The 22,617-nt window shown below is 39.8% G+C and carries 31 protein-coding genes; 13 read left to right on the top strand and 18 right to left on the bottom strand.

All coding sequences use genetic code 11. The features are described 5' to 3' along the window. Positions 1-97 precede the first annotated feature (97 nt). The 3 genes from HUO09_RS17155 to HUO09_RS17145 all read right to left on the bottom strand — a co-directional run bounded on the left by HUO09_RS17155 (position 98) and on the right by HUO09_RS17145 (position 1,732). Positions 98-769, bottom strand: coding sequence for a site-specific integrase (locus tag HUO09_RS17155; RefSeq protein ID WP_188234737.1), 672 nt, complete (start codon positions 767-769; stop codon positions 98-100). Positions 770-1,026: 257 nt separating this feature from the next. After that, positions 1,027-1,272, bottom strand: coding sequence for a hypothetical protein (locus HUO09_RS17150; RefSeq protein WP_188234736.1), 246 nt, complete (start codon positions 1,270-1,272; stop codon positions 1,027-1,029). A gap of 1 nt (position 1,273) precedes the next feature. Further along, positions 1,274-1,732 carry a hypothetical protein gene (locus HUO09_RS17145; protein WP_188234735.1) on the bottom strand — a complete coding sequence of 153 codons (459 nt, stop codon included), beginning with the start codon at positions 1,730-1,732 and terminating at the stop codon, positions 1,274-1,276. Between the two features lie 594 nt (positions 1,733-2,326). Between HUO09_RS17145 and HUO09_RS17140 the strand changes: the two genes are divergently transcribed. From HUO09_RS17140 to HUO09_RS17085, 12 genes are all read left to right on the top strand, one after another. Beyond that, entirely contained in the window at positions 2,327-3,085 is a 759-nt protein-coding gene (locus HUO09_RS17140; protein ID WP_188234734.1) for a site-specific integrase, read from the top strand. A gap of 69 nt (positions 3,086-3,154) precedes the next feature. Next, the gene (locus HUO09_RS17135; RefSeq protein WP_188234733.1) at positions 3,155-3,421 is read left to right on the top strand and encodes a hypothetical protein; all 267 of its coding nucleotides are present in this window, start codon (positions 3,155-3,157) and stop codon (positions 3,419-3,421) included. Positions 3,422-3,432: 11 nt separating this feature from the next. After that, positions 3,433-3,798 carry a hypothetical protein gene (locus HUO09_RS22610; protein ID WP_373563705.1) on the top strand — a complete coding sequence of 122 codons (366 nt, stop codon included), beginning with the start codon at positions 3,433-3,435 and terminating at the stop codon, positions 3,796-3,798. A 14-nt stretch (positions 3,799-3,812) separates the two neighbouring features. Beyond that, positions 3,813-4,007 carry a hypothetical protein gene (locus HUO09_RS17125; protein WP_188234732.1) on the top strand — a complete coding sequence of 65 codons (195 nt, stop codon included), beginning with the start codon at positions 3,813-3,815 and terminating at the stop codon, positions 4,005-4,007. Positions 4,008-4,022: 15 nt separating this feature from the next. Then, positions 4,023-4,277, top strand: a complete 255-nt coding sequence (locus HUO09_RS17120) for a hypothetical protein (RefSeq protein ID WP_188234731.1) — start codon at positions 4,023-4,025, stop codon at positions 4,275-4,277. 43 nt (positions 4,278-4,320) lie between these two features. Continuing rightward, on the top strand, positions 4,321-4,581 hold the full coding sequence (locus HUO09_RS17115) for a hypothetical protein (protein ID WP_188234730.1): 261 nt from the start codon (positions 4,321-4,323) through the stop codon (positions 4,579-4,581). 220 nt (positions 4,582-4,801) lie between these two features. Beyond that, the gene (locus HUO09_RS17110) at positions 4,802-5,080 is read left to right on the top strand and encodes a hypothetical protein (RefSeq protein WP_188234729.1); all 279 of its coding nucleotides are present in this window, start codon (positions 4,802-4,804) and stop codon (positions 5,078-5,080) included. Positions 5,081-5,100: 20 nt separating this feature from the next. Further along, positions 5,101-5,481 (top strand): hypothetical protein, encoded by a 381-nt coding sequence (locus HUO09_RS17105; protein ID WP_188234728.1) that lies wholly within the window; start codon positions 5,101-5,103, stop codon positions 5,479-5,481. A 29-nt stretch (positions 5,482-5,510) separates the two neighbouring features. Continuing rightward, entirely contained in the window at positions 5,511-5,843 is a 333-nt protein-coding gene (locus HUO09_RS17100; protein ID WP_188234727.1) for a hypothetical protein, read from the top strand. A gap of 21 nt (positions 5,844-5,864) precedes the next feature. Then, positions 5,865-6,047, top strand: coding sequence for a hypothetical protein (locus tag HUO09_RS17095; RefSeq protein WP_188234726.1), 183 nt, complete (start codon positions 5,865-5,867; stop codon positions 6,045-6,047). Between the two features lie 15 nt (positions 6,048-6,062). Then, positions 6,063-6,230 carry a hypothetical protein gene (locus tag HUO09_RS17090; protein WP_188234725.1) on the top strand — a complete coding sequence of 56 codons (168 nt, stop codon included), beginning with the start codon at positions 6,063-6,065 and terminating at the stop codon, positions 6,228-6,230. Positions 6,231-6,379: 149 nt separating this feature from the next. Beyond that, complete coding sequence (locus HUO09_RS17085) at positions 6,380-6,658, top strand: hypothetical protein (RefSeq protein WP_188234724.1); 279 nt, start codon at positions 6,380-6,382, stop codon at positions 6,656-6,658. Positions 6,659-6,768: 110 nt separating this feature from the next. On the opposite strand, the gene HUO09_RS17080 is transcribed toward HUO09_RS17085, so the two are convergent. Further along, entirely contained in the window at positions 6,769-7,962 is a 1,194-nt protein-coding gene (locus HUO09_RS17080) for a hypothetical protein (protein ID WP_188234723.1), read from the bottom strand. Positions 7,963-8,272: 310 nt separating this feature from the next. Between HUO09_RS17080 and HUO09_RS17075 the strand changes: the two genes are divergently transcribed. Then, entirely contained in the window at positions 8,273-8,539 is a 267-nt protein-coding gene (locus tag HUO09_RS17075) for a hypothetical protein (protein WP_188234722.1), read from the top strand. Between the two features lie 1,021 nt (positions 8,540-9,560). Here HUO09_RS17075 and HUO09_RS17070 read toward each other — a convergent pair. The 14 genes from HUO09_RS17070 to HUO09_RS17005 all read right to left on the bottom strand — a co-directional run bounded on the left by HUO09_RS17070 (position 9,561) and on the right by HUO09_RS17005 (position 22,596). Beyond that, positions 9,561-10,106, bottom strand: coding sequence for a hypothetical protein (locus HUO09_RS17070; RefSeq protein ID WP_188234721.1), 546 nt, complete (start codon positions 10,104-10,106; stop codon positions 9,561-9,563). Between the two features lie 8 nt (positions 10,107-10,114). Continuing rightward, positions 10,115-10,762, bottom strand: a complete 648-nt coding sequence (locus HUO09_RS17065; RefSeq protein WP_188234720.1) for a YajG family lipoprotein — start codon at positions 10,760-10,762, stop codon at positions 10,115-10,117. A gap of 41 nt (positions 10,763-10,803) precedes the next feature. After that, on the bottom strand, positions 10,804-11,643 hold the full coding sequence (locus HUO09_RS17060; RefSeq protein ID WP_188234719.1) for a hypothetical protein: 840 nt from the start codon (positions 11,641-11,643) through the stop codon (positions 10,804-10,806). 144 nt (positions 11,644-11,787) lie between these two features. Next, positions 11,788-12,189: a PilZ domain-containing protein gene (locus HUO09_RS17055; RefSeq protein ID WP_188234718.1), complete on the bottom strand. Its 402-nt coding sequence runs from the start codon at positions 12,187-12,189 to the stop codon at positions 11,788-11,790. A 23-nt stretch (positions 12,190-12,212) separates the two neighbouring features. Beyond that, positions 12,213-13,190 carry a hypothetical protein gene (locus HUO09_RS17050; RefSeq protein WP_188234717.1) on the bottom strand — a complete coding sequence of 326 codons (978 nt, stop codon included), beginning with the start codon at positions 13,188-13,190 and terminating at the stop codon, positions 12,213-12,215. A gap of 4 nt (positions 13,191-13,194) precedes the next feature. Further along, positions 13,195-13,749 (bottom strand): hypothetical protein, encoded by a 555-nt coding sequence (locus HUO09_RS17045; protein WP_188234716.1) that lies wholly within the window; start codon positions 13,747-13,749, stop codon positions 13,195-13,197. Between the two features lie 49 nt (positions 13,750-13,798). Next, entirely contained in the window at positions 13,799-14,335 is a 537-nt protein-coding gene (locus tag HUO09_RS17040) for a type 4 pilus major pilin (RefSeq protein ID WP_188234715.1), read from the bottom strand. An 88-nt stretch (positions 14,336-14,423) separates the two neighbouring features. Further along, entirely contained in the window at positions 14,424-15,455 is a 1,032-nt protein-coding gene (locus tag HUO09_RS17035) for a hypothetical protein (RefSeq protein WP_188234714.1), read from the bottom strand. Between the two features lie 5 nt (positions 15,456-15,460). Beyond that, on the bottom strand, positions 15,461-17,083 hold the full coding sequence (locus HUO09_RS17030) for a GspE/PulE family protein (protein ID WP_188234713.1): 1,623 nt from the start codon (positions 17,081-17,083) through the stop codon (positions 15,461-15,463). Positions 17,084-17,087: 4 nt separating this feature from the next. Continuing rightward, the gene (locus HUO09_RS17025; RefSeq protein WP_188234712.1) at positions 17,088-17,894 is read right to left on the bottom strand and encodes a hypothetical protein; all 807 of its coding nucleotides are present in this window, start codon (positions 17,892-17,894) and stop codon (positions 17,088-17,090) included. Next, positions 17,878-19,269 carry a hypothetical protein gene (locus HUO09_RS17020; RefSeq protein WP_188234711.1) on the bottom strand — a complete coding sequence of 464 codons (1,392 nt, stop codon included), beginning with the start codon at positions 19,267-19,269 and terminating at the stop codon, positions 17,878-17,880. The genes HUO09_RS17025 and HUO09_RS17020 overlap by 17 nt, the downstream gene beginning before the upstream one ends. Then, positions 19,269-20,771, bottom strand: coding sequence for a hypothetical protein (locus HUO09_RS17015; RefSeq protein ID WP_188234710.1), 1,503 nt, complete (start codon positions 20,769-20,771; stop codon positions 19,269-19,271). Before HUO09_RS17015 ends, HUO09_RS17020 begins: the two co-directional genes overlap by 1 nt. Next, on the bottom strand, positions 20,771-21,631 hold the full coding sequence (locus HUO09_RS17010) for a hypothetical protein (RefSeq protein ID WP_188234709.1): 861 nt from the start codon (positions 21,629-21,631) through the stop codon (positions 20,771-20,773). The genes HUO09_RS17015 and HUO09_RS17010 overlap by 1 nt, the downstream gene beginning before the upstream one ends. Continuing rightward, the gene (locus HUO09_RS17005) at positions 21,628-22,596 is read right to left on the bottom strand and encodes a hypothetical protein (protein WP_188234708.1); all 969 of its coding nucleotides are present in this window, start codon (positions 22,594-22,596) and stop codon (positions 21,628-21,630) included. Before HUO09_RS17005 ends, HUO09_RS17010 begins: the two co-directional genes overlap by 4 nt. Positions 22,597-22,617 lie beyond the last annotated feature (21 nt).

The raw sequence follows: 22,617 nt of genomic DNA, 5'->3' as shown, positions 1-22,617 counted from the left end.
CTTTGCTATATTTCCCATTGTGGGAAACGAATAATTAATAGTCAATATTTATTTTCCCAAAACGGGAATATGGCACAAAATCATATACATATTCTGGCTACAAAGCCAGCATTGCAGCATTAGAAAGTTGCTCGGCAGAAATATCAATGTACTCAAGCGTCATAGATGGTTGTGAATGCCCTAAAGCCCTCTGTATAACGTTAAGCTCTACTCCTTTCCGATTCATTATCGTTGCTGCACTTCTGCGGCCTGAGTGAGAACTGCACCCCTTCAAACCAACACGCTGATAGACATTTCGGATCATCAACTCCAAAGCATCACACGCCAAGTAATCAACTTGCTCGCCAAATTGATTCGTTCTGGACTTTCGCTTCATCGAATAGCTTCGCCCCCTGTTACTTAACACCAAGTTATTATCAGGGTTCATCTGTTGGTATGCGGAATCGAATGTCGTGGCAAGATTATGTAATAGCCGATAGTCGAGCCATTCTTGAGTGATTTGCTTAGCCATTTTGCTGAGCCAGATTGTGCGCGGTTTTCGCCTTTTACACATAGCCGCTCTTAAATGAATTTCGGTTTTTATTTCTCCCGTTGGAGTGACTACATCAGCGACTTTAATTTGAGCGATTTCTGAGACGCGCATCGTCGAAAAAGAGAGCGCTAGAACTAAGCGTTTTTGTTGCGAATTATGCATTAGCTGACATCGAATCATCAGCTTTTTAACTTGGGGAGGGGTTAAACTTCTTGCCTTGGCTTTTGACTTGAACATATGTGTTTTTCCTTTGATTCTTCCAAAAAACACACACAACGGATTTTAGCCGTGTTGGTAATGATAACATAGGTTTTTAGGGGTTTTGGGTGAAAACGCTTTAACCACAATATGTAGTATGCCGCGGCAGCTGATACGACACTAGATATAGTGGTGGTAAAGTATCGCGCAACCAGTGGTAAGTTTTGCCAAAACTTTACCAGTGCTCGATACAACAGGGGAAAACGGGCGCACCTTAGATGATGCGCTCTAAGAAGTTACAGTTCGAACGTGACCGACTCAAATCCCATATCTTTCGCGTCATTGAGTAGAGCATCAGCGCGTTTATACACTTTCATGTTGCTTCGGTAAGACGCGACAATAAACGTCTGTTGATCATCGATGATGTTCAACACGTAACCCGATCCACTGTAGGGCTTGGCTTTTGCGGTGAGTGTCTTGTCGGGATTTTGTACCAAATCTTTGACTGCCGACACGCTCAGTCCTTTGTATCCATCACTCATCTTATGTGTCCTTTCTGTCGATCAGTTTATGGCGGTATAACACTTCTTCAATCAGTTCAATTTGGAGCTTTTGATCATGATAGAAGTTTTCATTATCTGACTGATATTGTTGCTTGATGTTGACGTAGTTCCGCCAATATTGAAAAGTAAAATAACCAAGATATAAACTTATCAAAAGAAATGAGAACTGAATCAGTTCGCGCTTAATTTGGATGATTTCAGACAATGGTTGAGACAATAACAATTGCATACCTTGTTCATCCAGTAGCGCGACGCTAAGCACCAAAATGGCAGTGGGATAAACAAAAATTGCTGTCGAAAACGCCTTTACGAAGTGCCAAAGAAAATGTGGAATACTGCCAACATCCTTAAAGACAAACCACAATTTTTTATCTGCTACGTCCATTGCTTGTTCAGATTTCAATTCAGTCAAAATCTGCTGTCCTACATTCGTGATCATAGAATTCCTCTCAAAGTGCAATATTGCATAAATGCACTTTTGCATATTCGCATATAATTGTAAATAAAAATAGAGTTTTAAGAAAAGAAGGGAAAACGCGAACTGATAGGTTTAGATATAGAAAACCCGTCAAATAAGACGGGCTTCTATTACTTCTCTGCCTATTCGGCGGTAGTTTTACATGTGATCGTGTTTATGTCAGCTACCTATTCGGTAGTAGTTGAGCCGCCTATTCGGCGGAAATCTGACAGATCACATTTTTGTGACTCCTAGCGGTGCAAGCAACTAAGCCATGAAATCACGCCCCGCCTATTCGGCGGAATTGCACATTGTACGAGTATGCCCCTCAATGTGGAGTGAGCAGAGCTAGTCACTTATTTCCACGTCATCAACACTTTTTAAAAAGCGGTGCTCTACTCAAACAGCATAGACGATATTTCGATGATTGGGAAAATAATTGGAAAACGGTTTTTCTGAAAAACCACCAGCGCGAGTTTCCTATCACGTCACATAAAAACAACAACTTAATCAATATGATTAAAAAGTATACTACCATATGGGAAATACTTACTTCCTATATGGGTGGATACTTCAATGGACTCTGAGAATATTGACTTCAAGTGGGTGTTCAACCCTCCTAAGAAAAAGGTTAAACAGCCTGACACCATTACACTCAATGAATTCGACAGCCTTATCGACCGAATAGATAACCCTAGCGTAGACCCTCTCATAGCAGCCCGTAACCAAGCCATATTGTGGGCGACGCTGGGTTCAACTTTTAGAGCAATTGAGTGCTCTAAGTGGCTAGTCAAAGAAGCTCTATATGAAAGTGGAGGGCTAATGTACCTGACCAGAATTCGAGCTAGTGCGACGAAAGGCAGTCAGTCAATTATTGCGCCCGTATTTATCGATAATGAAAGATACTATATCGAGCGCTGGTTAGATCTTAGGGTAAAGCATCGAGTGGGTATGAACTATGGCAAGAGGCAAGATCTATATCGTGGACTAGACCCTGAGAGTCCTGTCTTTATGTCTAATCATCACAGGGAGTGGAAACCTTTTGCTTTACAGAGAAAAACCGTCAAGGGTAAGGAGTACGAGGTTTGCACCAGTATGCAGAATACAATCAAATCTTTGTATCAAAATTATGGACATGCTGGATGTTCAGCCCACAGTGGCCGACACACAATGGCTAGACTTGCTCAAAAAATACTTAGCAAAAAGTGTACTGATTCAGAGCTTAAAGTCATCATACAGAACCTACTCCATCACAGAGACATACGATCACAAGATGAGTACGTAGATATCGACTGGAATCAACTACGAGAAAAAGCAAGCAAAATGTTCAAGTAGTATGTTTCATAGACAGATCAATCTACATTATGTTATTATGTAGATTACAAAATGGCAATATGAATAAAAATGAAGTTTGAAAGAGTTACTGAGGGCGAGTTTTTCCGGTTGGCAGAGTCTGGTGGAATTACCGATGTTATCTTGCAAGAGTCTGAACAGCACGACAATGAATTTAATGTTGTTGGGATCAACTCTGCGAGGGGTGTTGCATATGCCATTCGACATGGCAGAGTGGATGAGTTAAGAAGTTGGAAACGACTAGATAGACTTGCTCAACAGTTAAAGCAGCATGGAATTCTAGCCTTCAAAGTGCATTTTGTGAAAAACAAAGAATGATGGAAGAAATAATGGAAATTGATATCAACAACCTCAAACATTGGCAGAAAGTCGAAGAAGGCGAACTAGCTGGCTACTACATTCAACCGATACTTGGCATCCAACTAAATGGCACTGCAATGGCTCTTGTCGCCAAAGAAGCTGAAGCGGAGCGGATTGCGTTAGAAAAACTTGGTCACAAGGTAGCGATCATTCAACCGAAGGGCGATTACACTAGTTACGGTGAGGCAATGGCCAAGCTAAAAGAACTAGATTTGGGTCTACTAGAGCACCTAAGCGGTGACTATGACACGGCCATTGTTGATTCAGCACCACAACATGTTTCAAATAACCATCCTGCAAACCAACCGATGCTCAGTCAACGCATGAAACCATAGTGGGAAAAATGAAAATGTGGAAATTATGGCAATCGCATAAAGAAATGTCAGGTATTTGGATAGGCTGCATCGTGATGGGTTTAGCTTATCTATTCGCCTTTTATGATGGCACGTACAGCCCTGCATTCATTATAGGCCAAGTTGTTCTGGGGGCGTTCGGATTACTCAGAGAACTTCATCTTAAAAAGCACGGCTTTACCAAGAACTGAATATTGGAAACAATTATGACTCCCCAACAAAGATACGCACGGATAATGATGTTCATATATGCGCTTGGATTTGTTTACACTACCAAAGCCATGTATTCGGACCCTTTTGCAACTAAGTGGTTTATTTTAAATGCGGTTATGGTCGTACTATTTACCTTCACAAGCCTAGTAACTAATAAAAACAACCGATATTTGATATTAGTTATGCCAGCTTGGATCGTGGCTTTATTGCTAGGAACGATCGCTAAAGGTGGTGCTTTAGTTGGTTAAATGTTCCGTGCGCTGTAACGGTTATATTGATAGGAAAATTCGTATGTTTGACCCTAGCAATCTTTTCACGAAAGCTGAGTTAGTTATTGGTCCCAATGAACGAGCAATATTAAACGCAGCCAGTACGAAAATAGACACGCCACAAAACACTACGGTAGGTCTTATCAAAATGGCAATTCGAGAGGTTAAATCGAGTGGCGATAACTACATCGCGCTCGGTATGAGCAAAACAGAATTCGTTCGCCACAAAAGAAATCTACTTAACGAGATGGACGAAGCGATTAAAGCCGCTAGCGCCAACTGATAAGCAAGAAAGCCAATTAGGAAACATTCGTTGAAAAAATCGACTTTTAAGAACCTCGTATTAGTTGTAATTGGTATTGTTTTAGGGCTGCTTTTAGGTAATTACCTCATTAAATCATCAATGGAAAACTGCCTAAAAACTAACCCTAGTAAAGACAATGAAAATGCTTGTATCTACGAAGTTCATGGAATTAGGAATTACTAATCAACATTGGAAACATATGAGATATCAAATATTTGCAGGAAGTCGGCATTATCCAGATGGTGGAGCGCACGATTACCATAGCTCTAGCTTGAACCTAGAAACCGCAAAGAACACAGCAGAACAACTCATCGGCACTACGTTTGAAACTGAAAATTCTGACTTTGATGGAGAATACGGAACACTAACTGTCGATTGGTCACATGTTTTTGATACTGAAAATCATGCTGTAATTGCTGCTTTTGGTCAGGATTCTTTAGTGCCAAATTACAAGAACACTTGGCAGAAAAGTAACTAATTTAGTAATGGGAAACTCAGATGCAGACAGACAACGGTGTAACGCTAGTTATAACAACGTTTTCTCACAAACCAAATATTCACCACAAGGGTTGGGTTGATTTCACTGTTGAAGATCCATCAGGGCGGTTAAAGGAATATCAGATTAATGCCTTTGAAGACTTGTTTTTAACGGATGAACTGCTTGAACCATTAGATAGGCGGTTTATAAACATCGGTCAGAACGGGGGTGTATTTCCGTATGACGAATCTTTTGGTGGTTTAAAATTTCAGTTGCCGATCAATGAGCAGATGACATTGGCTTGCATTGAGTCAGGAGATCTTTGGTTAAGAAATAAATATAACCGAGTTGAACTACAAGAAAGATACCGTGAAAACGGATTGCATGTTCGTCTAAGATAAACATTGAACTACTTAATATTGGAAAAATGATGGCTGATTATGATTACAAAATCACAGCAAAGATGAAAATCGATGCATTTGGCATGAAGCGATTACCAGTGAGTTTTAGGCGTTGGTGGGCGTTATCAGGTAACTGGTTTTGGATGCCATGTCCTATATGTAAAATAGACTTTGGTGGTCACGAAAATAGCCATGTGACTATTCCGCAAGTTCCAGTTGAAGATTTGCCCAATAAAAAACAATTAGCCGAACGACATAACAAACATGAAATGGTTTGCTACGTTAGAAAGTCAATCTGTCCCTGTTGCGCCATTGAACTGATCACAAATGAAGACACTCGCTTAAACAAACCGAGCGATTAAGCCTAATTGGAAACTTCGAAAATGACAGATAGCAATACACCAGCCATTGAAGTTAAGGCATACAAAGTTACGATTTATGAATGCGAATGCCCTCAGTGTGAAGAAACCGTTCAGCTACCTGATGATGACTGTCATTCAGGTGCCAGTTTTTACCACACATGCAAACACTGCAATACCAGATTTCCCGTTCGCTGTGACGGATAGCCTGATAGGAAATATATGAAGTCATTAATTGTCGGAATTTTTATCTGGTTATGGGTTTTGATAGCCATTGTCATGGCTTTGCCTATGTTTGCTCTTTGTGGTCTGGTTGGTTTGAGTTCGGAATATACGGATTTACAAAAGCAGTTAGGCGATAAACTCAAAACCTTAGTTGCAAACCTTTAATTATTTAACATAGGGAATTATCGAAATAGAACGTAAACTAACTAACCGACATCGAACGCCCTAGTGAGAAACATCAAGCTTGTGCAAAAGGCATTGAAGTAGCTGATTTCAGTGCCTTTGACAGAAGCAATCAACAATAGGAAGCGACAATGGCGAGTCAAGTTAAAGGGTATCTAAAAGCTAAAGCAAGATTTACTTACGGTGTTGGCAACCTGAGTAGCAGCATCGAAGTGGGTGGAGAATCTGGTCTGCCGAAGAGTACTGATGACTGGAAGGTTTCATTAGCTCTAGATGCGGTTAATGAAGTGACAGAGACACATCAAGTAAAGATTAAAGAGGTTCGTCTGTCGTTGGTATCAATTGAGTTCGATTCAGAGGGTTCTTTGGCTACTTTTGAAAAGCCAATTGAGCATAGCCTTAGCCGTTGAACTGGAAGCGATTCGGGTCAAGTTTTAACTCAAACACTTGATGATTTTGGAGCAAAATCATAATGGAAAACTTCGGATTAGCCACATTAATGACTAATCCGTTAAAGGAACTATGATGTAATCGGTTTAAGGAGCGAGTGATATAGCATCATTGACGGAGTTAAACTCGCCATCAATTTATTAAAGTAGGCTCTGTCATGTCCTAGAAAGCTTCGGGCGAGGTCGACAATGTTGGGATGCGTCCCTTGAGACTCTAATTGCTCGACCACTTTAGAAAAGTACGGTTTATCTAACCATAAATGGACATCTTTAATCTCTATACCCAGCGCACCCTGAACTTGTAACATAACATTGATAACTCGCCACTGAAATTCTGCAAAAGATCCCTCTTCTGCCATTGATGGTAATGAATCTAGATCAAGACCAAAACATGGGATTCCATTGAATAGTTCGTGTAGATGCGTATCCATTTCTAAATCGAACGTTTCTAAGTGGGTTATCGCAAAAGTCGATCTTGTTGTTTGAAGATCTGCTTCAAGGTGTGTAGGTAATGAATTTGCAAAATGGCACATGAACGTTATAAAACGGGGCTCTAATGACGTATGGATGTAATGAAGATTCGCGCTAGAATCACCGTTTTTTATCTGATAAATCGAATGTCCGTATTGTTTTGCTCTTGTTGCTAATCCAATCGCTTCGAGGTATTTTGAGCTTTCCACATCATTACTGCCCTTTTCTACAAATGGAGGTTCTTGTACTAGTGGTGATTTTGACACTCCATAAGCAAGACTACCGAATGAAGTCACTTTACGCCCAACTACTTGTGAAAATTCGTGCGACCTAAATTTCACTTGCTCGAAGTCTTGAGGGTAAACTGTCATGTTACCTAATGTCTCAGGTTTTTGTCGTTTGATAATAATTTCACGCTCATCCAGTATGCGCCAATCTGGATTTTCGTCACTTTCATGCCTAAACATCAACATACCATAAGACCACTTTAAGCTACCGTCCCCTTTCGCGTAACTAACAGCGGCTTCCTCAGTGCTAAAGCCACCAATCTGCACAGTAAATTCCCACTCTGGTTCTTCCTGAAAAATGAACTCTGCGAAATAACTATCCCAATAGATTCGTAATTGTTTTAGGGCTTTTTCCCAGGGCAGGTCAATGCCTGAATCTTTGGCTAATTGACTAAGCACTTGGCTGTGAGATAGTTCACTGGCTTTCGTGAGTCTTTTTGCTTCTTTCTTAATTTGTGAAACAACTTTTCCATCAGGAAAGCGCAATAGATGATCGGGTGTTAGCATAGGGCATATCCTCACAATTCAATGAGCAACGTCCGACTCCTTACACATTGATGTAAAGATAAATATTAGATAGGTGTTTAGACTGCTGATCATACGATCTTTGCCAATTGGCAAGCCAAAGTTCGGAACACAAGCAAGCAGTTTGCTCCACTTGATAATACCACCAGCGGTCTGAATTTCCATTAGTTTTGTTTATGTACGTGGCAATAGTGTAAATGTAATGAGATAGGAAATTTCAAGCATGAAAAGATCTACTCTATTTCTGCCCTAGCCTTGATATCTTCAGGGATAAAGGCAACCAATCTAGACCTTGAATCGAGATTCGGTTGCTGAACTAGCCGATTCTATATGTGGCAAGTACGTTCACAATGGTTCTTCTAAAAAAGAGTCTGTGACGTATGACCGTGGCCAAATCCCTGATGAATTACTTACAGACCTAAAAACAGAATTAAGCGATCAGTTTGACGATGTGATTATCACAGCCGAGTCAATCACGTTCGAATCTGAATCTTATACAGGGATCCCTCAAGCAGATTTGGCAGGGCACAATTCGAACGTGCAAGGAGTAGAGTCGTAAGAAAGTGGGTTTGGCTGCTATTGCTGACCATGTTCCTATCTACCAAGAACACGGAGGTTATTGTATTTTCCACCAGTGAGGTCTAAAGCTACTCTACCTGCCAAAACACCCCCCCTTTTTCACTTCCAGACATAACATCCCCAATAGTTATTTCAATAAAATCGCTGTTATTGACCCGTTTGACTTAGAACCCAATAGGTAAGAGTGAATGTGAAAGTCAGTACCAATATGGTACGCATTATATATGGTGGTAACCGCTGCCCGACTGTTACCAGACATGCCATCGAGGTTATAATTATATGGAGAAAAGCTCCTGACCAACCAAACATATAGGCTATCGCGCCCGGTACAATAATAAATGCTGTAATAAATACGAACACCAGCCCTACCCAAGCACCTTCCTTTGAAGGTTCTGAACGACTTCGAATGCCGGTGGTATATCTCAATTTTTTGCTTACCAAAATCTGATTCGTGTTTTCCTAAATATTGTATTTTGTTAATTACGACTGAACTTGGTCTGTGATTTTACCTTAAGCAGTAAACCCTTGTAACACAGGAGCACCATAGGTTACTCAAAAACTACAAGCTTATCGGTTTGCTGCTTCTCTACGGGTTCGCCAAAATGAGATGTTAGGGGATTTGGATATCATTTGCTAAATCTTCATAGCTGATGATTTCATTAAGTCCATAGCTGTTAGTCATTATCCCTGCGTCTGAAATATCGACATGCTTTGTTTTTAGCAATCCACATCGGCTCCGGTATTCAATGGTAACGGACTGGCCGGAATAAATCGTTGAAAGAGATTGTTTTAGTTCATCTATTGAAAAGCATTCAGCATCGTTGCCAAAATTTCTAATTCTAAACACCATGATAGACCTTATTTTTAGGTAACTCTTTGTTGATATCTTACTCTAACTAATCAATAGTCAAGCATTGAAAAACCCGTCACTAGACGGGTTTGGTATAAGCGTGATGGTGAGGTTTATAGCGGTTATAAGGTTATTTGGGGAAAGACCTGAGTTACTGAGCAGCACGATACCTAATATAGATTTTCTCAGGTTTACCTGCTTTAAGTACTACATTAAACTCGTTAATTCCGCGATAATTATTGGCAGATACTAGTGTTAAGTCATGACCTGTTATTTTGTACTTCTGCCCTTCCACAACACCTGTCATAAACGGATATAAAGCCTCTAAGCTTTTTTGTAGTTCCATTCCATCTTTAAAACTTGTAGTGGTGTTGCTATGTTTCAAGCACTTTTCGAGTTCTTCTAACCTTGCATTATTAGCAGGCATCGAAACTGAAAGTACATTGCCGTTCGGTAATACAGCAATGGTGTCAGGAACAAAACTTACATGTTCGCTTCTGCCGGAACTTTTAGTCACCGTCGAATGATAAAAAGAACAGTCAAAATATTTTTCGATGTACTTTGATTCCACAGGCACTGTCTGAACATGAAGGTCTTGATGCATGTATTTATCGATTTGGTCATATACATTAGCTTGTGCTGCCACAGAAACGAATGAAGATATTAGGGCACAGTAAACCAAGTTAGCTTTAGACATGGTTAAACTCAACTTTCAAATTGTTCAAAGTTTACGCGCATAAAATTCTGAATTTCTGCATCTTTGGCCATGGTGTTGATCATGCTAGAAAGCATTTGCTCTATTGCCACTCTGACATTATCCTCGGTCAGCACACTTTGAGAGTCAGTATAATTGATTTTGGTGTTGATTGTTTTTGCAAACTGTTGGATATCACCATCAGCATTGACTACACCCATTACTACTTCTAACTCACCTACAGCACTGAGATCATCATTTGCGGTGCCACGAGCGTAAAGCGACTTTATATTTACACGCATTGTGTTTTTGCCCGCTTCGAAATTACCATTATTTGACAGCGCTACTTTGTGCCCTTGCCCCGAAAGTGTTTCAACTAAAATAGGCTGAAGTATTGCTTGTAATGATTCAATGGTACGTACTGGTGATAACACTTCGGATGTCAAATCTTCTAAATGACCGACCTCAATATTTTTTCTTTCATCTTTAACTGTCAAGCTAATTGGTGCATCTATATATTTGAATGCTGTAAAATGTGGAGCGGTTACATTAATTGAAATGTATTCCACATCTGCACCATTTGATGACTCATGTTGTTCTGTCGAACTACAACCAAACAATACTGCGGATACTGCTAAACAAAGTAGCGTTTTATTCATATCTTAAACCTTTGAGTTGTCTTTGATCGCGATGAAGACAATTAGAAGTAATCGTCTATTTTGATATCATTGAATTGGCAATATTCTCGTAACACATCAAAGAAATAGACGCATTTACGTGAAGTTGTTTTTGTGTCATAGCCGTATACTTGGAGTGCTCTTTGCGCATAGCATTCATCATTAGCTAGTGATTGCACATACATTCTCATAATATTTTTCATGAAGACTTTTTCTTCACCATGGAAGTATAAATTGAGTACGGTTTCTATAAGATTGGCTAAGTCTCGTCTTATAACGTCAGATTCATCAATGGTCGATTGCTCAACCGTTAGACCAAATGAATCCTTCTTCTGTAGAGCTTCCTCATAATTAAAGGAATCTGAAAGTTCGTAAAAAAGAATGGGAATGACATACATAACTAGTTCAGAGTTTAACGTATCCCACCCGTAATGAGCTTTTGCCATCTCTATATGCTCGATAGTAAAACCATGTACAGATGAATCATGAACGTTATTACACCCTAGATATTTCATTATCCTGAAAACCCTGTACCGTAGGATCTTAGGGATATAAATGTCTGAATAGCTTGGTATGTTAGCGAAGATAGTTCGATGTAGTATGTTCTTAAGATGGGTCACAAACTGACAACCGTAACTCTCATTGAAGGTGTTTAGCGTGGTTACAAAGGCTTCATCGTAACAGCCTTCAATTTCATCAGAGGGGATGACGCTTTTAAAGTGATTATGTGAAAAAAACAGTAGCGGCTTATACTTGTTATATAAGGTTTCTATCGCACTTTGATCCCCTTTTATAGCCAAGTCAACTAATGGGTCACCATTCTGATTTCTGGATCTAACTTGTTCCGTGTGTCCCAACAACATACCGAAAATTACCCTCTGACATTCGTGTCAATTGCAATAAATAAACAGCGCATCCCACGATTTTACCAAAGAACTATTTTTTTTTCGATGATTTTATAACACGTAAAAAAATGGCCGAGTAAATCCGGCCAATTTTTACTGTTATCATATGGTTAGCATTTCATCTTGCGTCAACACTTCGGTCAACTGAAGTCCAATCCCTAACTTTTTTTCATCGTATCCCGAAACCTCAAGTTCTTTTAGTTGCCACCGCACTTCAGCTGCACGCTCAATCCCATTAGGAAATTCGATGATTATTTCTTCATTGAGATTAAATGGAGATGCACGAAGGTCTTTTGCGATTATACATGCCCCATTAGGTGAGACATCTAGCAGCAAAAATTCTAAAGTTTTTCTACCAAAGCTGAAAATACCCTTTTTCTTTTTACCTACGGTTACTATGGGTTTGCGTAATGTGTGGTCAAATTTTGTTCTAAGCTCAGACCGTTCATGTATTGGTAGCGATCTCTTTTGCATCGCATCAATATCATTTTGAAAATCTTCCATAAATCAAATCACCTAGTTAGATGTTAAAGGTCGCACCATGTCCAGTAACCGACGTTGCCTGTATACTGCCAGGCTCTTGATGTTTCGCCACTCTTCAAGGCGGCAAATCGAATATTCACTTGCCACGTTGTTGGACTTGTACTGCGGTAATAGGTGTCAATATTACCCATTTCGGTGAACTCGGTATCACCACCCGTTCCAATGAAATATGTTGTAATGGTTGGATTGTAACCTGCTGGGCATTCTGGTTTTGTTACTACAGCACCATTTTGATCTTCTACATAAACCGAACCATTTTTAACTATACCTGTTAGTGCAGTCCTGTCTGTCAAACCTTCAAAGGTGATGTCTTTAACGTTTTCTAATTTCGCAGTACCACCAAAATCCCAATCATCGGTCATATCGTGCGTACCGTCTCTAAGAACAACATTATCAAACGCAAGGGCACTTCCCGGACGAGTTACAGTTATAGTGACAACGTCGTCATCCATTGTGTAACCAGGAACTTTTATCACCGATTGTCGAATTAAATTTTTTCGTTTGGCATTCGATTCATTAGATAGATCAAATGACAGCTTAAGTTGAGCATAACCGTCAGTATCAGTACTAACATTAAAAACAACTGCTTCGCCGCCACCAATAGGTAATAAAGAGTAATCAACACATTTGTTGTTCATTTCATCTTGGGATGAACATTTAGCGATGTAGCCCTTATCTGTTAAGTCGTCATATGAAGATGGATAGTTACTAGTGTCCGTGGGTTCATTCCCATCCACATAAATGCGTGCCATATAGTACATTTGACTTTTTTCAATAATATACTCAAGTTTAGTCTTGGCTGAATCCGCGAGCTCTCTTTCTGTCTTATCGATTTCCCACTTAGCGTATGCAGAGAGCAAAACAAGAAGTAGAGCACCACCAAGGACAATATCAATAAGGACTAGACCTTTCTGTTTCGATGGGCTGTTTCTCATTTGTAAAAAGGATTTTCTGTTACGCATTTAATTAGCTTCCACAATTACTAGTATTTATCGTTGATAAAAACTCAGGTGTAAGGTCATTTACTTTCATTGGATGTATTAAAGTAATTACCGAACTAAATGTTCTGTCTTGGGCGCTTTCATCAAAATTTCTAGATTCAGTTGAATTAAAAAACCTAGCTTTCATCAATGAATGGACATAAACGCTCTTAACGTTTACTTCAAGTTGACTCGATGTAGGAAAGAAATTATCTGCAGTAGTGTGGAAACTCAGCTTGGGATTTGTTCCTTCAAAGAATGAATCACTAGAAAGTTTACTACTCACATACCCACCATCAATCAATGTCTGAAGGTCAATGCTAGATGGTGGTTGGATGCATCGTGTATCAATTACGTGATCCCAATAATACTGTTCCATACCTCTGAACAGAGATACTGAGTAATCTTCCAGTTCCATATTGTCGAGGTAAGGCCGAAAAGTACTGTAGATAAAAGTTGTCCCCATAGATATTAGAGCAACATACACTGCACCTGACATTAGAAGATCTATTAGAGCCAATCCTTTCTGCTTCTTTCTCATTTACTGCACCCGATAAAGGTCGCGACTCATGCCGCGACCAGTTCCTGTATTACTTCAGAGTTAGAGTAGCAGTCGTACCTGATAGGCTGATGGTGTCGCAGTCCGCACCGTTGGAGCCAGCAGATGAACATTCATCAGCAGTACGAGAAGCTAAAGAGTCAATTACTTGTTGACCGTAATCGTCGTCAATACCAGTGATTGTTACATCGATTAGTGATTTATCTGAGTTAACCGAAACGGTGTAATTTCCGCCCCAAGGGTTAGCACTTGTAGCATCATCACTGGCACCACAAATTGAGTGCGATAAATAGCGCGCTTTACAAAGATCACTAATCGAGATATTTGAATAGTTCGTACGGCGCCCTTTCCAGTTCACTGAGGCTTTTTGAATGTCGGCAATATCTGTACCAAGTTGATACATGTGCAACTGGTGCATCGCTTTAGGGTAAAGAGCAGCAATGATAGCTACAATCGCCAGAATACCTGCTCCCCAATAAATTAAATCCAACAACGCCAAACCATCGGAGCGTTTCTTAGTCAGGATTTTTGGTGCAGTGAATTTGTTGACGTTTTTTGATTGTTCCATTTTATTTTCTCTCACAGTTAAATCTATTGCTGAATTGGTAAGTGTTGATGTTGAGTCATTGGTTGTGTTATTCATTTGAATTACCTTTTTACATATCAGGAATGGCAAGGAATAAACAACCAGCCATCATCCATAGAAATAAAGCGACCCCAATAGCTCGGTTTAGTTGAGCCATTACTGCTGATGTACGAGCCAGTTGTCTTTTGTATAACCGATAAATTTCCGTAGCAGTTTGCTTTAAAAGCCTTACGTCAGTAATCGCTGGGTTAGTAACGCGGTTAAGTCGGTTCACCATCCGTTCTTCAAGCATTCCTGTATCTAGAAGTCTTCCTAAAACACCCTCAACTTCCGATAACTGAATATTTCCCTGCACTTCCTCAAGGTGATATCTGGTGTATCGATTTAACCCGGTGCTCGAAAGCATTATTTCGACCGATTCATCGAGGCTGAGCCCAATTGAACGTAGCTGAGCAAAACCGTTAATGATTCGCAGAGCCATAACTAAGTTGTATTGTCGAAATAGAGGTGACATGCGAACGTTGTTTCTTGACTGTCCAGTCCAGTTGGTCAGGGCAATAAATAGGCAGATAACACAGAAAATAACTAAACATAAATAAAGTCCCCAGTTATTAACTAAGTTATGGCCAAAGTCATAAACCGATACGCTGACTAAAGGCCATTGATTCATCGGTTTATTCGAACCAAGGGTACCCATTAGGTTTACGGAAATAAGCCCTATCATTGCAAAGACACTAACGATGAACAAAATTGGCTTACCGATCGTCATAAAAAATGTCATGACAGATTCTGATGTAGCCTCTAAAGCTTCTTTACCGTATTTGCAACCCTTACCAAAGTTACCGGATGTTTCCCCCATTCGAATTGCTTCTATGACAATTTCAGGAAACCAACCTTCAAGTGCTGCTGTAAAACTCAGACCATTTGAAATTGCATCATTGATTGCAGTACCAAACTCTTTTTCTAAGTTGCTACCGAATGCAATAAAATCATCGGCTACTGTTTGAGGATCATCACCAAATGTGAATCGCGTTTCCAAATCCTCAAGAAGCTTAAGTCGCTCGTCAGTACCTAAAAGTAGTTGAGTTATAGTTTTAGCCATTGGGACTACCTCAACTTGTTCATCGATTTATAAGCTGAATCAACATCATAAACGGTCATGTCACTCAGCATGCTTTCGATAACAAGTACATCACAGTGACCTTCTATGACTTTTTCAGCTGCATGGTCATAAATAGTAGGCATCCCTTTACTATTTAGATATTCAGCCCAACCACTCATATCATTATTTTTGATGAACTTTCGGTCTTCTTCTTCAACTATTATGAGTTCAAATACGGCGGTACGACCTCGTAATCCGTTGTTGCACAAACTGCAACCCTTACGGTCGCGGAAACGAAGTTGGGAACGGTACCTTTTCTCTTGTTCTTCTGATTTTGAATATCTAGCTACGTACTTCTCTGCGCTTTTGATTGCGTTAATGTAGTGCTCATCACCGTTATTAGCACGTTCTTGAGCCATGTCATGAGTCAGGCCGCAAGAATTGCACACTTTACGAGTGAGTCGTTGATGAGCTAAACCTCGAAGTACACCTGGTGCCGCTAATAATGATGGCTTGACGTCGAACTGTTCAATAAACGTACTAACACTCGCTAATGCAGAGTTGGTGTGTGTTGTAGATACACAGAACTGGCCCGTATCCGCCATACGAAGCGCAAGCATTGCCACTTCGTTGTCTCGGATCTCCCCGACATATACTAGATCGGTATCTCCACGGAGGGCTTTTTTACCAAAGTAAGCGAAATCCTTGAATTTATCGGAATCTTCAGAGACTTTCTGACCTGGTCTTACTTCAGTTTGAATCAAGTTAGGTCTTTTTGAACTCCATTCAACGGGATCCTCGAAAGTCTGGATAATCTTATCACCAGCTTTAGCAACTGTGTCTAAGGCTGTATTTATGGTTGTCGTTTTACCGGAACCCGTTGGACCACTTAAAAGAAACAGACCATCTTGTGAACTAAAAAGCCGGTTAACCTCAAAACATTGACCCTCATTTAACCCAAGAGCGTCTAAACTTTCGCCAACATCACTTGCATCTAAGTTACGTATAGTTACCTTTGGCCCATGCACAGACGGTATTTGGGAAATACGCCAAGAGATAGTAATTTCACCCACACCTTTTTTATCAACAGTCATATCGAATCGACCGTCAAAGTCGCCATGTTCATTCCAGCTCTCACGAGCCAAACGCATGAACATGTACGAAAGCATTGATTTACCGTACGTTCGATCTTGCGGCATCATTAATGTCTTAATAATCCCGTCTTGTCGTCCGAAGAATAATGACCTGTCAAAGATACGAATATGAATGTCGGAAATACCTTGATTAACGGCAGTTTCAAGCAAGTTCTTTGTTCTGTTTGCAATCTGGGTAATGTCCGCGACCTTATTTCCAGAATCTTGAATAATTGCTTCAGCAAGTGCTGTTTGAACTTCATCTTTAGAGGCTTCTTTGATAATAGGCCGCTTCCCAAAAAGCTCACCGTTAAACAAATATCGGTTATTGGAAATAAAGTTAACTATTTCCTTAACTTCAGGACTGAATCTATCGTAGGTATGCAAAACATAGTTCTTGTCTACATATGCTATGTTTTTCTCTGCCAACAGTGTCTGTAAAGCAATTCTTGCTTCACGAGATTCCTTGTGTGATTTTTTCTGCGCTACCGCCATAACTCTATCCTCTTTGAGGTAATTCGTCAGTGGTATCAGAATCTCGTTGGTATTCTACGGACGGATCTGAACCGTTTTTGGGGTAGGAAATAGACGTCATTTGGAAGGTTTTCTTAAACCCACTAATTACTTGCTCAATTTCAATTGTATTTGGAGTTACTGTCAAAACTTCAAACCCGTTGAACTTAAATCCTTTGAATACATGGAATAGGTCTCCTTGGTATTTAAGCCATACATCCGTACCCTCATTATTTGTGCTTAAAGAGGCAACGGTTAGCCCCTCAAACGCTTGCTGTACAAGAAAATCGAGGTCGGGTGCTTGGTTTTGGTCATTTTCATCGGATACAGTTGTTTCCGAGACACCAATATTTAAATTAGAGGTTGAAGACTTAGCAGCATAAGGGACACCTCCACCTGTAATTTCGTTAACCAATTTACCTTCAGGATCAACTTTACTGTTCGCTGTCGCCTGTTCTAGAGCTGCCTTGGCAATATCAGAATTTAACTGTTGAACTTTTAAGTTATGCTCTAGGGTCTCTTCCTGTCTCATATCCCTGATGAATTGAATATCATCCTTTGTCATCATGGGAATAGGATCTCGATTTGCAATTTCTGGCTCTTTAACAATCGTAGTTTCTTTAACGATCTTCTGAGTAATAACACTGTTTTCCGGCACGGTATCTGACGAGGTTTTTTTAGTAGTGCTCTTATGACTAGTCCCACCAAAATACGTGTCGAAAGATAAGTAGAGCGCTACAGCGACTAGAAATCCTACTATTACGAGTTTCTTTTTATTACTTTGTTGCTGCATGACTAGCCTCATTCGCGTTTGTATCATTAAATCCAATTACGGTTGCAGTGAAATCAATGGAAACCTTCCCGATAACTGCAGTTTGAGTTAATTTCAAAGTTTCAACATAAATTGGTTGATTACCCATAAGTCGAGCTAATCGGCCAATATATGTGACTGGGACTTGAGTAAAAGAAGCGGTTATCTCTTGAGTAGTGTAATTACCCTTATTAACTTTCTTGTTTGATCGAATTTCCCTTGCCCCTAATAAAGCCAATAGATCCAACGAATTATCTCTCAGCTTTGTGAAATTAAATTTTTGATTAGTTAGTCCTTCCCCATCACTCGCAACTGGTACATTTATTGAAACGTCTTGACCATCGATGCGAATAAATTGTTTGTTGGGACTTTTATTAAATGCCATGACTAAGTCACCAATTTTTCCGATTCGATTACCTTCGGTAATGATCGTTCCTGTAAGAGAACCATCTGTGAAAAAAATTTCTTTGTTTACCCAGTTATCAGGCATTCGATTATTTCTAACAGTCAAATATGTTGGCTCTAAGTAGTGAAGAACTTTTCCTAGTGTTGTTCTACCACTCTGGGTTTGTCGGAAGCTTTCATATGTATCAACTGTTTCTGAAACCTTTTTCAAGGGGAGTTCAAAAGTCGCATTATGGTTACTTTGTTTAAAATAAAAATATGCTGAACCGATAAGTACAATTAGGCCAACTACGATAAAAATACCTACAATTTGTTTTCGGGTAAGCTCCGTACCACTGATATGAACAGGTTGTAAATTACTCAAGGTCACATCGGTTTTTAATTTTGTAGATATGACCTTTTGCTTTTCATCTACTAATCTCTTCTTGGAAACCTCATATTCTTGCTTTTCGATGGCTTCCAGTTCACCGAGCTGTTCTTGGTTGGTTTCATAATCATCACAAACCAGTTGTAATTTTTTGATTGAGGCTAGTAGTTGTTCCTCATCAACTTGAACCTGCTTAAGTTCATTGCTTGAAGTGAAGATTACATAACCACGTTGTATGTACTGAACTAAATCATCTTTAGTTAGCACTACTTCTTCCTTCGGAATCCAACCTTCTATGTCAGTACAAACATATTGACCACCAACGATTGTCAAATAAAAGAATGACCCGTCAGCAACCTCAGCACGTTCTGTATTTCGCAACCCACCAATGATGCTTTCAATATAACAATCTACTGGTTGAGAAGCGGAATAGCGGATTAAGTGTCCATCTCGTTTGATGAACACATCGTACTCAGCCTTATGGGAATTACGCAGCGCCCTTTTTGTCCTAGATATCTGCGTCGCGGTGTCATTGCCATCCTTGATCCTGACACTTTGTATTGCGTAACCACTTAAAGGAGTCATTATTTAGACATCTCCATTTTCAAATGCGGAGTAACGAGCACTAATGTATCTACGATTTTCTTTTCACCACTGTTTGAAACGACAACTTCCGCAGTACGGTTGTCTTGGGACTGCTCAACTATTTGCTTCATACTTGTTAGGAGAACTGGACGATTGTATTCAAACTTACCGCCCACATTGAATCGTGATTGTCTTGTGCGTGGGTTCGAGACGGTTACGCCAGAGATTTCCTGGGTATCAAATTTCACGAATTTCACTAAAGTACCATTTAAGCGTAAGTAGACATGATCTTGATAGATACTCGGGACAACGAGCATCTTTACACCATCACGAACTGTTGAGTTTTCAATTTCTACAGCCGGGTCCGAATCACTAGTGCTGTATGTCACAGTTGTTTTTGAGACATACGAACGTACATCCGACAAGTCCACTTCTTGTGGTTGTTGGTTCAAAGCTTTTACTGTTTGATGTGTAGTAATAGATACAAGTCCATATTGACGTAGGAATCGGACTAAGGCATCGGTACCGTTGTAAGTATCCGTTCCCTTCCAGCCTAATCCAGCAACACCAGAATCAGTAATTTGTGTGGAGGATGCACCCAAAGAAATTGTGCCTGCACCAACGGCTCTTTGGATCAAGCCATCTAAACCAAACTCAGAACCTTCATTTTTCTGCCATTCAATAACTTCTATGTCTAGAACAACCTCTTTTGTCATTTCGGAAATAGCGTGATTAACAAACTCTTCAACTTGACTCATAAGCTCCGGTGTTGTGCGAACTACAAGCGTAGACAAGCCATTAAGTGCTTGTACTGATCCACTTAATGAATTTCGTGATCCTGTGGTCTTCAAGATAGCTTTAACACCTTCAACGAGATCCGTTGTCTTGTTGTTATCCTGAAGTACAAATTTAGCAAATTGACCGTCACCAGAACCGGTAGCTACGACTTGACCTTCTTGAGCAGCTTCGTTCGATGTAGAACCACCGGAACCGTTACTACCTAGCTGAAATGAGCTTTTACCGGCTATTGCAGGAATAGTGAAGGTTCTAACAATGTATCGTTGTACAATGATCTTTGTTGGCGTTTTACGAATAAAAACATTCGCTTGTAGACTAACCATTTTTAAGGTTTCTTCGATTGAACCTTCGAAATTGATATTAATTGACTGATTTGGGTCAACATCGTAGTCATAATCAATTGAAGCGCCAGAACCTTTCATGATTTGTTTCAAGACAATAGAAAGTGGCACACCATTGGACTTCTGGCTTACAGGTTTGCTTAGCCAACCAATAGTATTATCTTCTTCTATCTTTGTAGGTTTAATTGGCGGAACGTCGAGTTCTTTGACCTTCTTATACTCGAAACTCTGCTGCTGGGCTGAAATATAATCCTGTACTCGCTTGTTACTTTTTTCGTATTTTTTAAATTGGAAAGCAGTACAGCCACTAAGTACAACCGGCACTAAAACGGCAGCTAAAGCTGTTTTAATAAACTTGTTCATTACTTCTCCGCGCTCTCAATGAAAATTTGACGTTTACTTGCGTATACACTCCCTGTTAATGCCGGGTATTGTTCTAGGAATTGCTGGAGTGCTAATTTCACATTGTCTCTTTCAGTCACAATGTTGAAATCGAATGGAACTTTATAGTTAGCGGCTAAGTAGAAGTCTGGGCTGACATTCCAATTGTAGTGGTTACCTAATCGCAGATAGTTAGTGAGCACGTCACCTTTTTTTACTTCAAACATTGTTACAGGCAAAGCTGAAGTAGTAATAATGACCTTGTGATCCCCTACTTTTGCTAAATGAAAATGTTCACCTGGGCCTTCAGAAAAGTCGTGTAATTCAAGTTTGTCTTGTTGAGATTCTGTCAGCTCTACGTTATTTAACGCCTGAATAAGGTTTGAGATTGCGTCATCAAAATTTGAATTAAATATCTGATTTTTAGTTACTTTGGCTTGTAAGCGGTACAGATAGTCTTCATTCAGTAATAAACCAATTGATGTATAGCCTTCCTTTGACAGCCATCGATAAATAGCGTTTTTATAAGACTCACCTTTCATTAAAGTGTATGTAGTAACTTGAGATGTATCCGTTGATTCGAAAACATGTTCGAGATGTTTCGTATTAGCATTTTGTTCCAAAGAAGTTGTATTCAGTTTGGGCGTAGTATCGTGGGCAGGAGCCAACTCAGTGCTCACTTTAGACACTTCTACAACATCATCCACTTTTGGTTGATTCAATGGGGTATTGGTCTCAGGTGCTGAAACATCTGCATCAACTTGACTTTGTGTGGTTGAACATCCGGCTAAAGCGATGGCAGCGGCGGCCAACACCACACTGGTTTTATTCCATTGAATCATTGTTTTTCTACCTTAATTGTGTTGGTTGACTCGATATAGCTGATATTCAGTGGATATCCCGCCATAACCTCATTGAGCGAAAGTTGAATTCGATTAGTGAGAACCGTGTTGAACGATTCTTTAACGATATAAACAGGTGCCGAGTATTCAAGAGAGGCGTTGTATTCCTTAGCAAGTTTGTCAAACGCACTTTTCGTATTTGTTGCTTCAATTTGTACAACTTTGAATGGTTCGCTCTGGTTTAGTCCATGGAATACCAATAGGTGCGAACCTTCGACTACACGGAAATTGATAGGGTCTATTCGATTTGAATTATTGACACTATTGAGTAAAGCTTTAATCGCCAGTAGTGGTGACCTTTCAATTACGGTCATGTTGGCTTTATTCGTTTGTTTTAATGCATCAATCTGCTTCTGATCTTTTATGTACCAGATTACATTTGAGAAACCACCCTCTTTAGCCCAACCGTTCAAAGTATCTTGTAGCTTTTCACCCTTATAGATCTGGTACTCTTTAATAGAACCGTTCTGCAAAGCCTCTTTTTGTACTGCTAGTTCAAGAGCATTAGCGGTTTCTGCAGCAGAGTTGAAGCTAGGTTCAAAGTTATATGTCTGTTTAATTTGTGTTTTGAAGGGTTCAATGAAGACACGATTTTTAGTTACATCGTAATAAGGCAATAAACCAGTGTCGGAAAACAACTCAAAATATGCTTGCTGGGCATTGTTCTTAGTGATGTCTATCGTTCTGGTTCGGAGTGTCTTGTAATCCCAAGGTCTAAGTTGGTTGTTCCATTCAATACCATCAATACCTAGTTCTACAGCTAAATCACTAGCAACAAGTTGAATTTGATTACCTTTTGCAACCTGGTACTGGCGAATTTCAACAGGCTTAACAACGTGCTGTTGAGCTGCGCAGCCTGAAAGACTTGTAATCAGTACTAATAACGGAAACGTTACTCGTTTCATGAAGATCCTATTTGTAATCAT

The sequence above is a fragment of the Vibrio sp. Y2-5 genome (assembly GCF_014596725.1).
GTDB lineage: Bacteria > Pseudomonadota > Gammaproteobacteria > Enterobacterales > Vibrionaceae > Vibrio.
The sequence above is the reverse complement of the archived record's forward strand: the minus strand, read 5'-3'. Positions and strand labels throughout refer to the sequence as shown.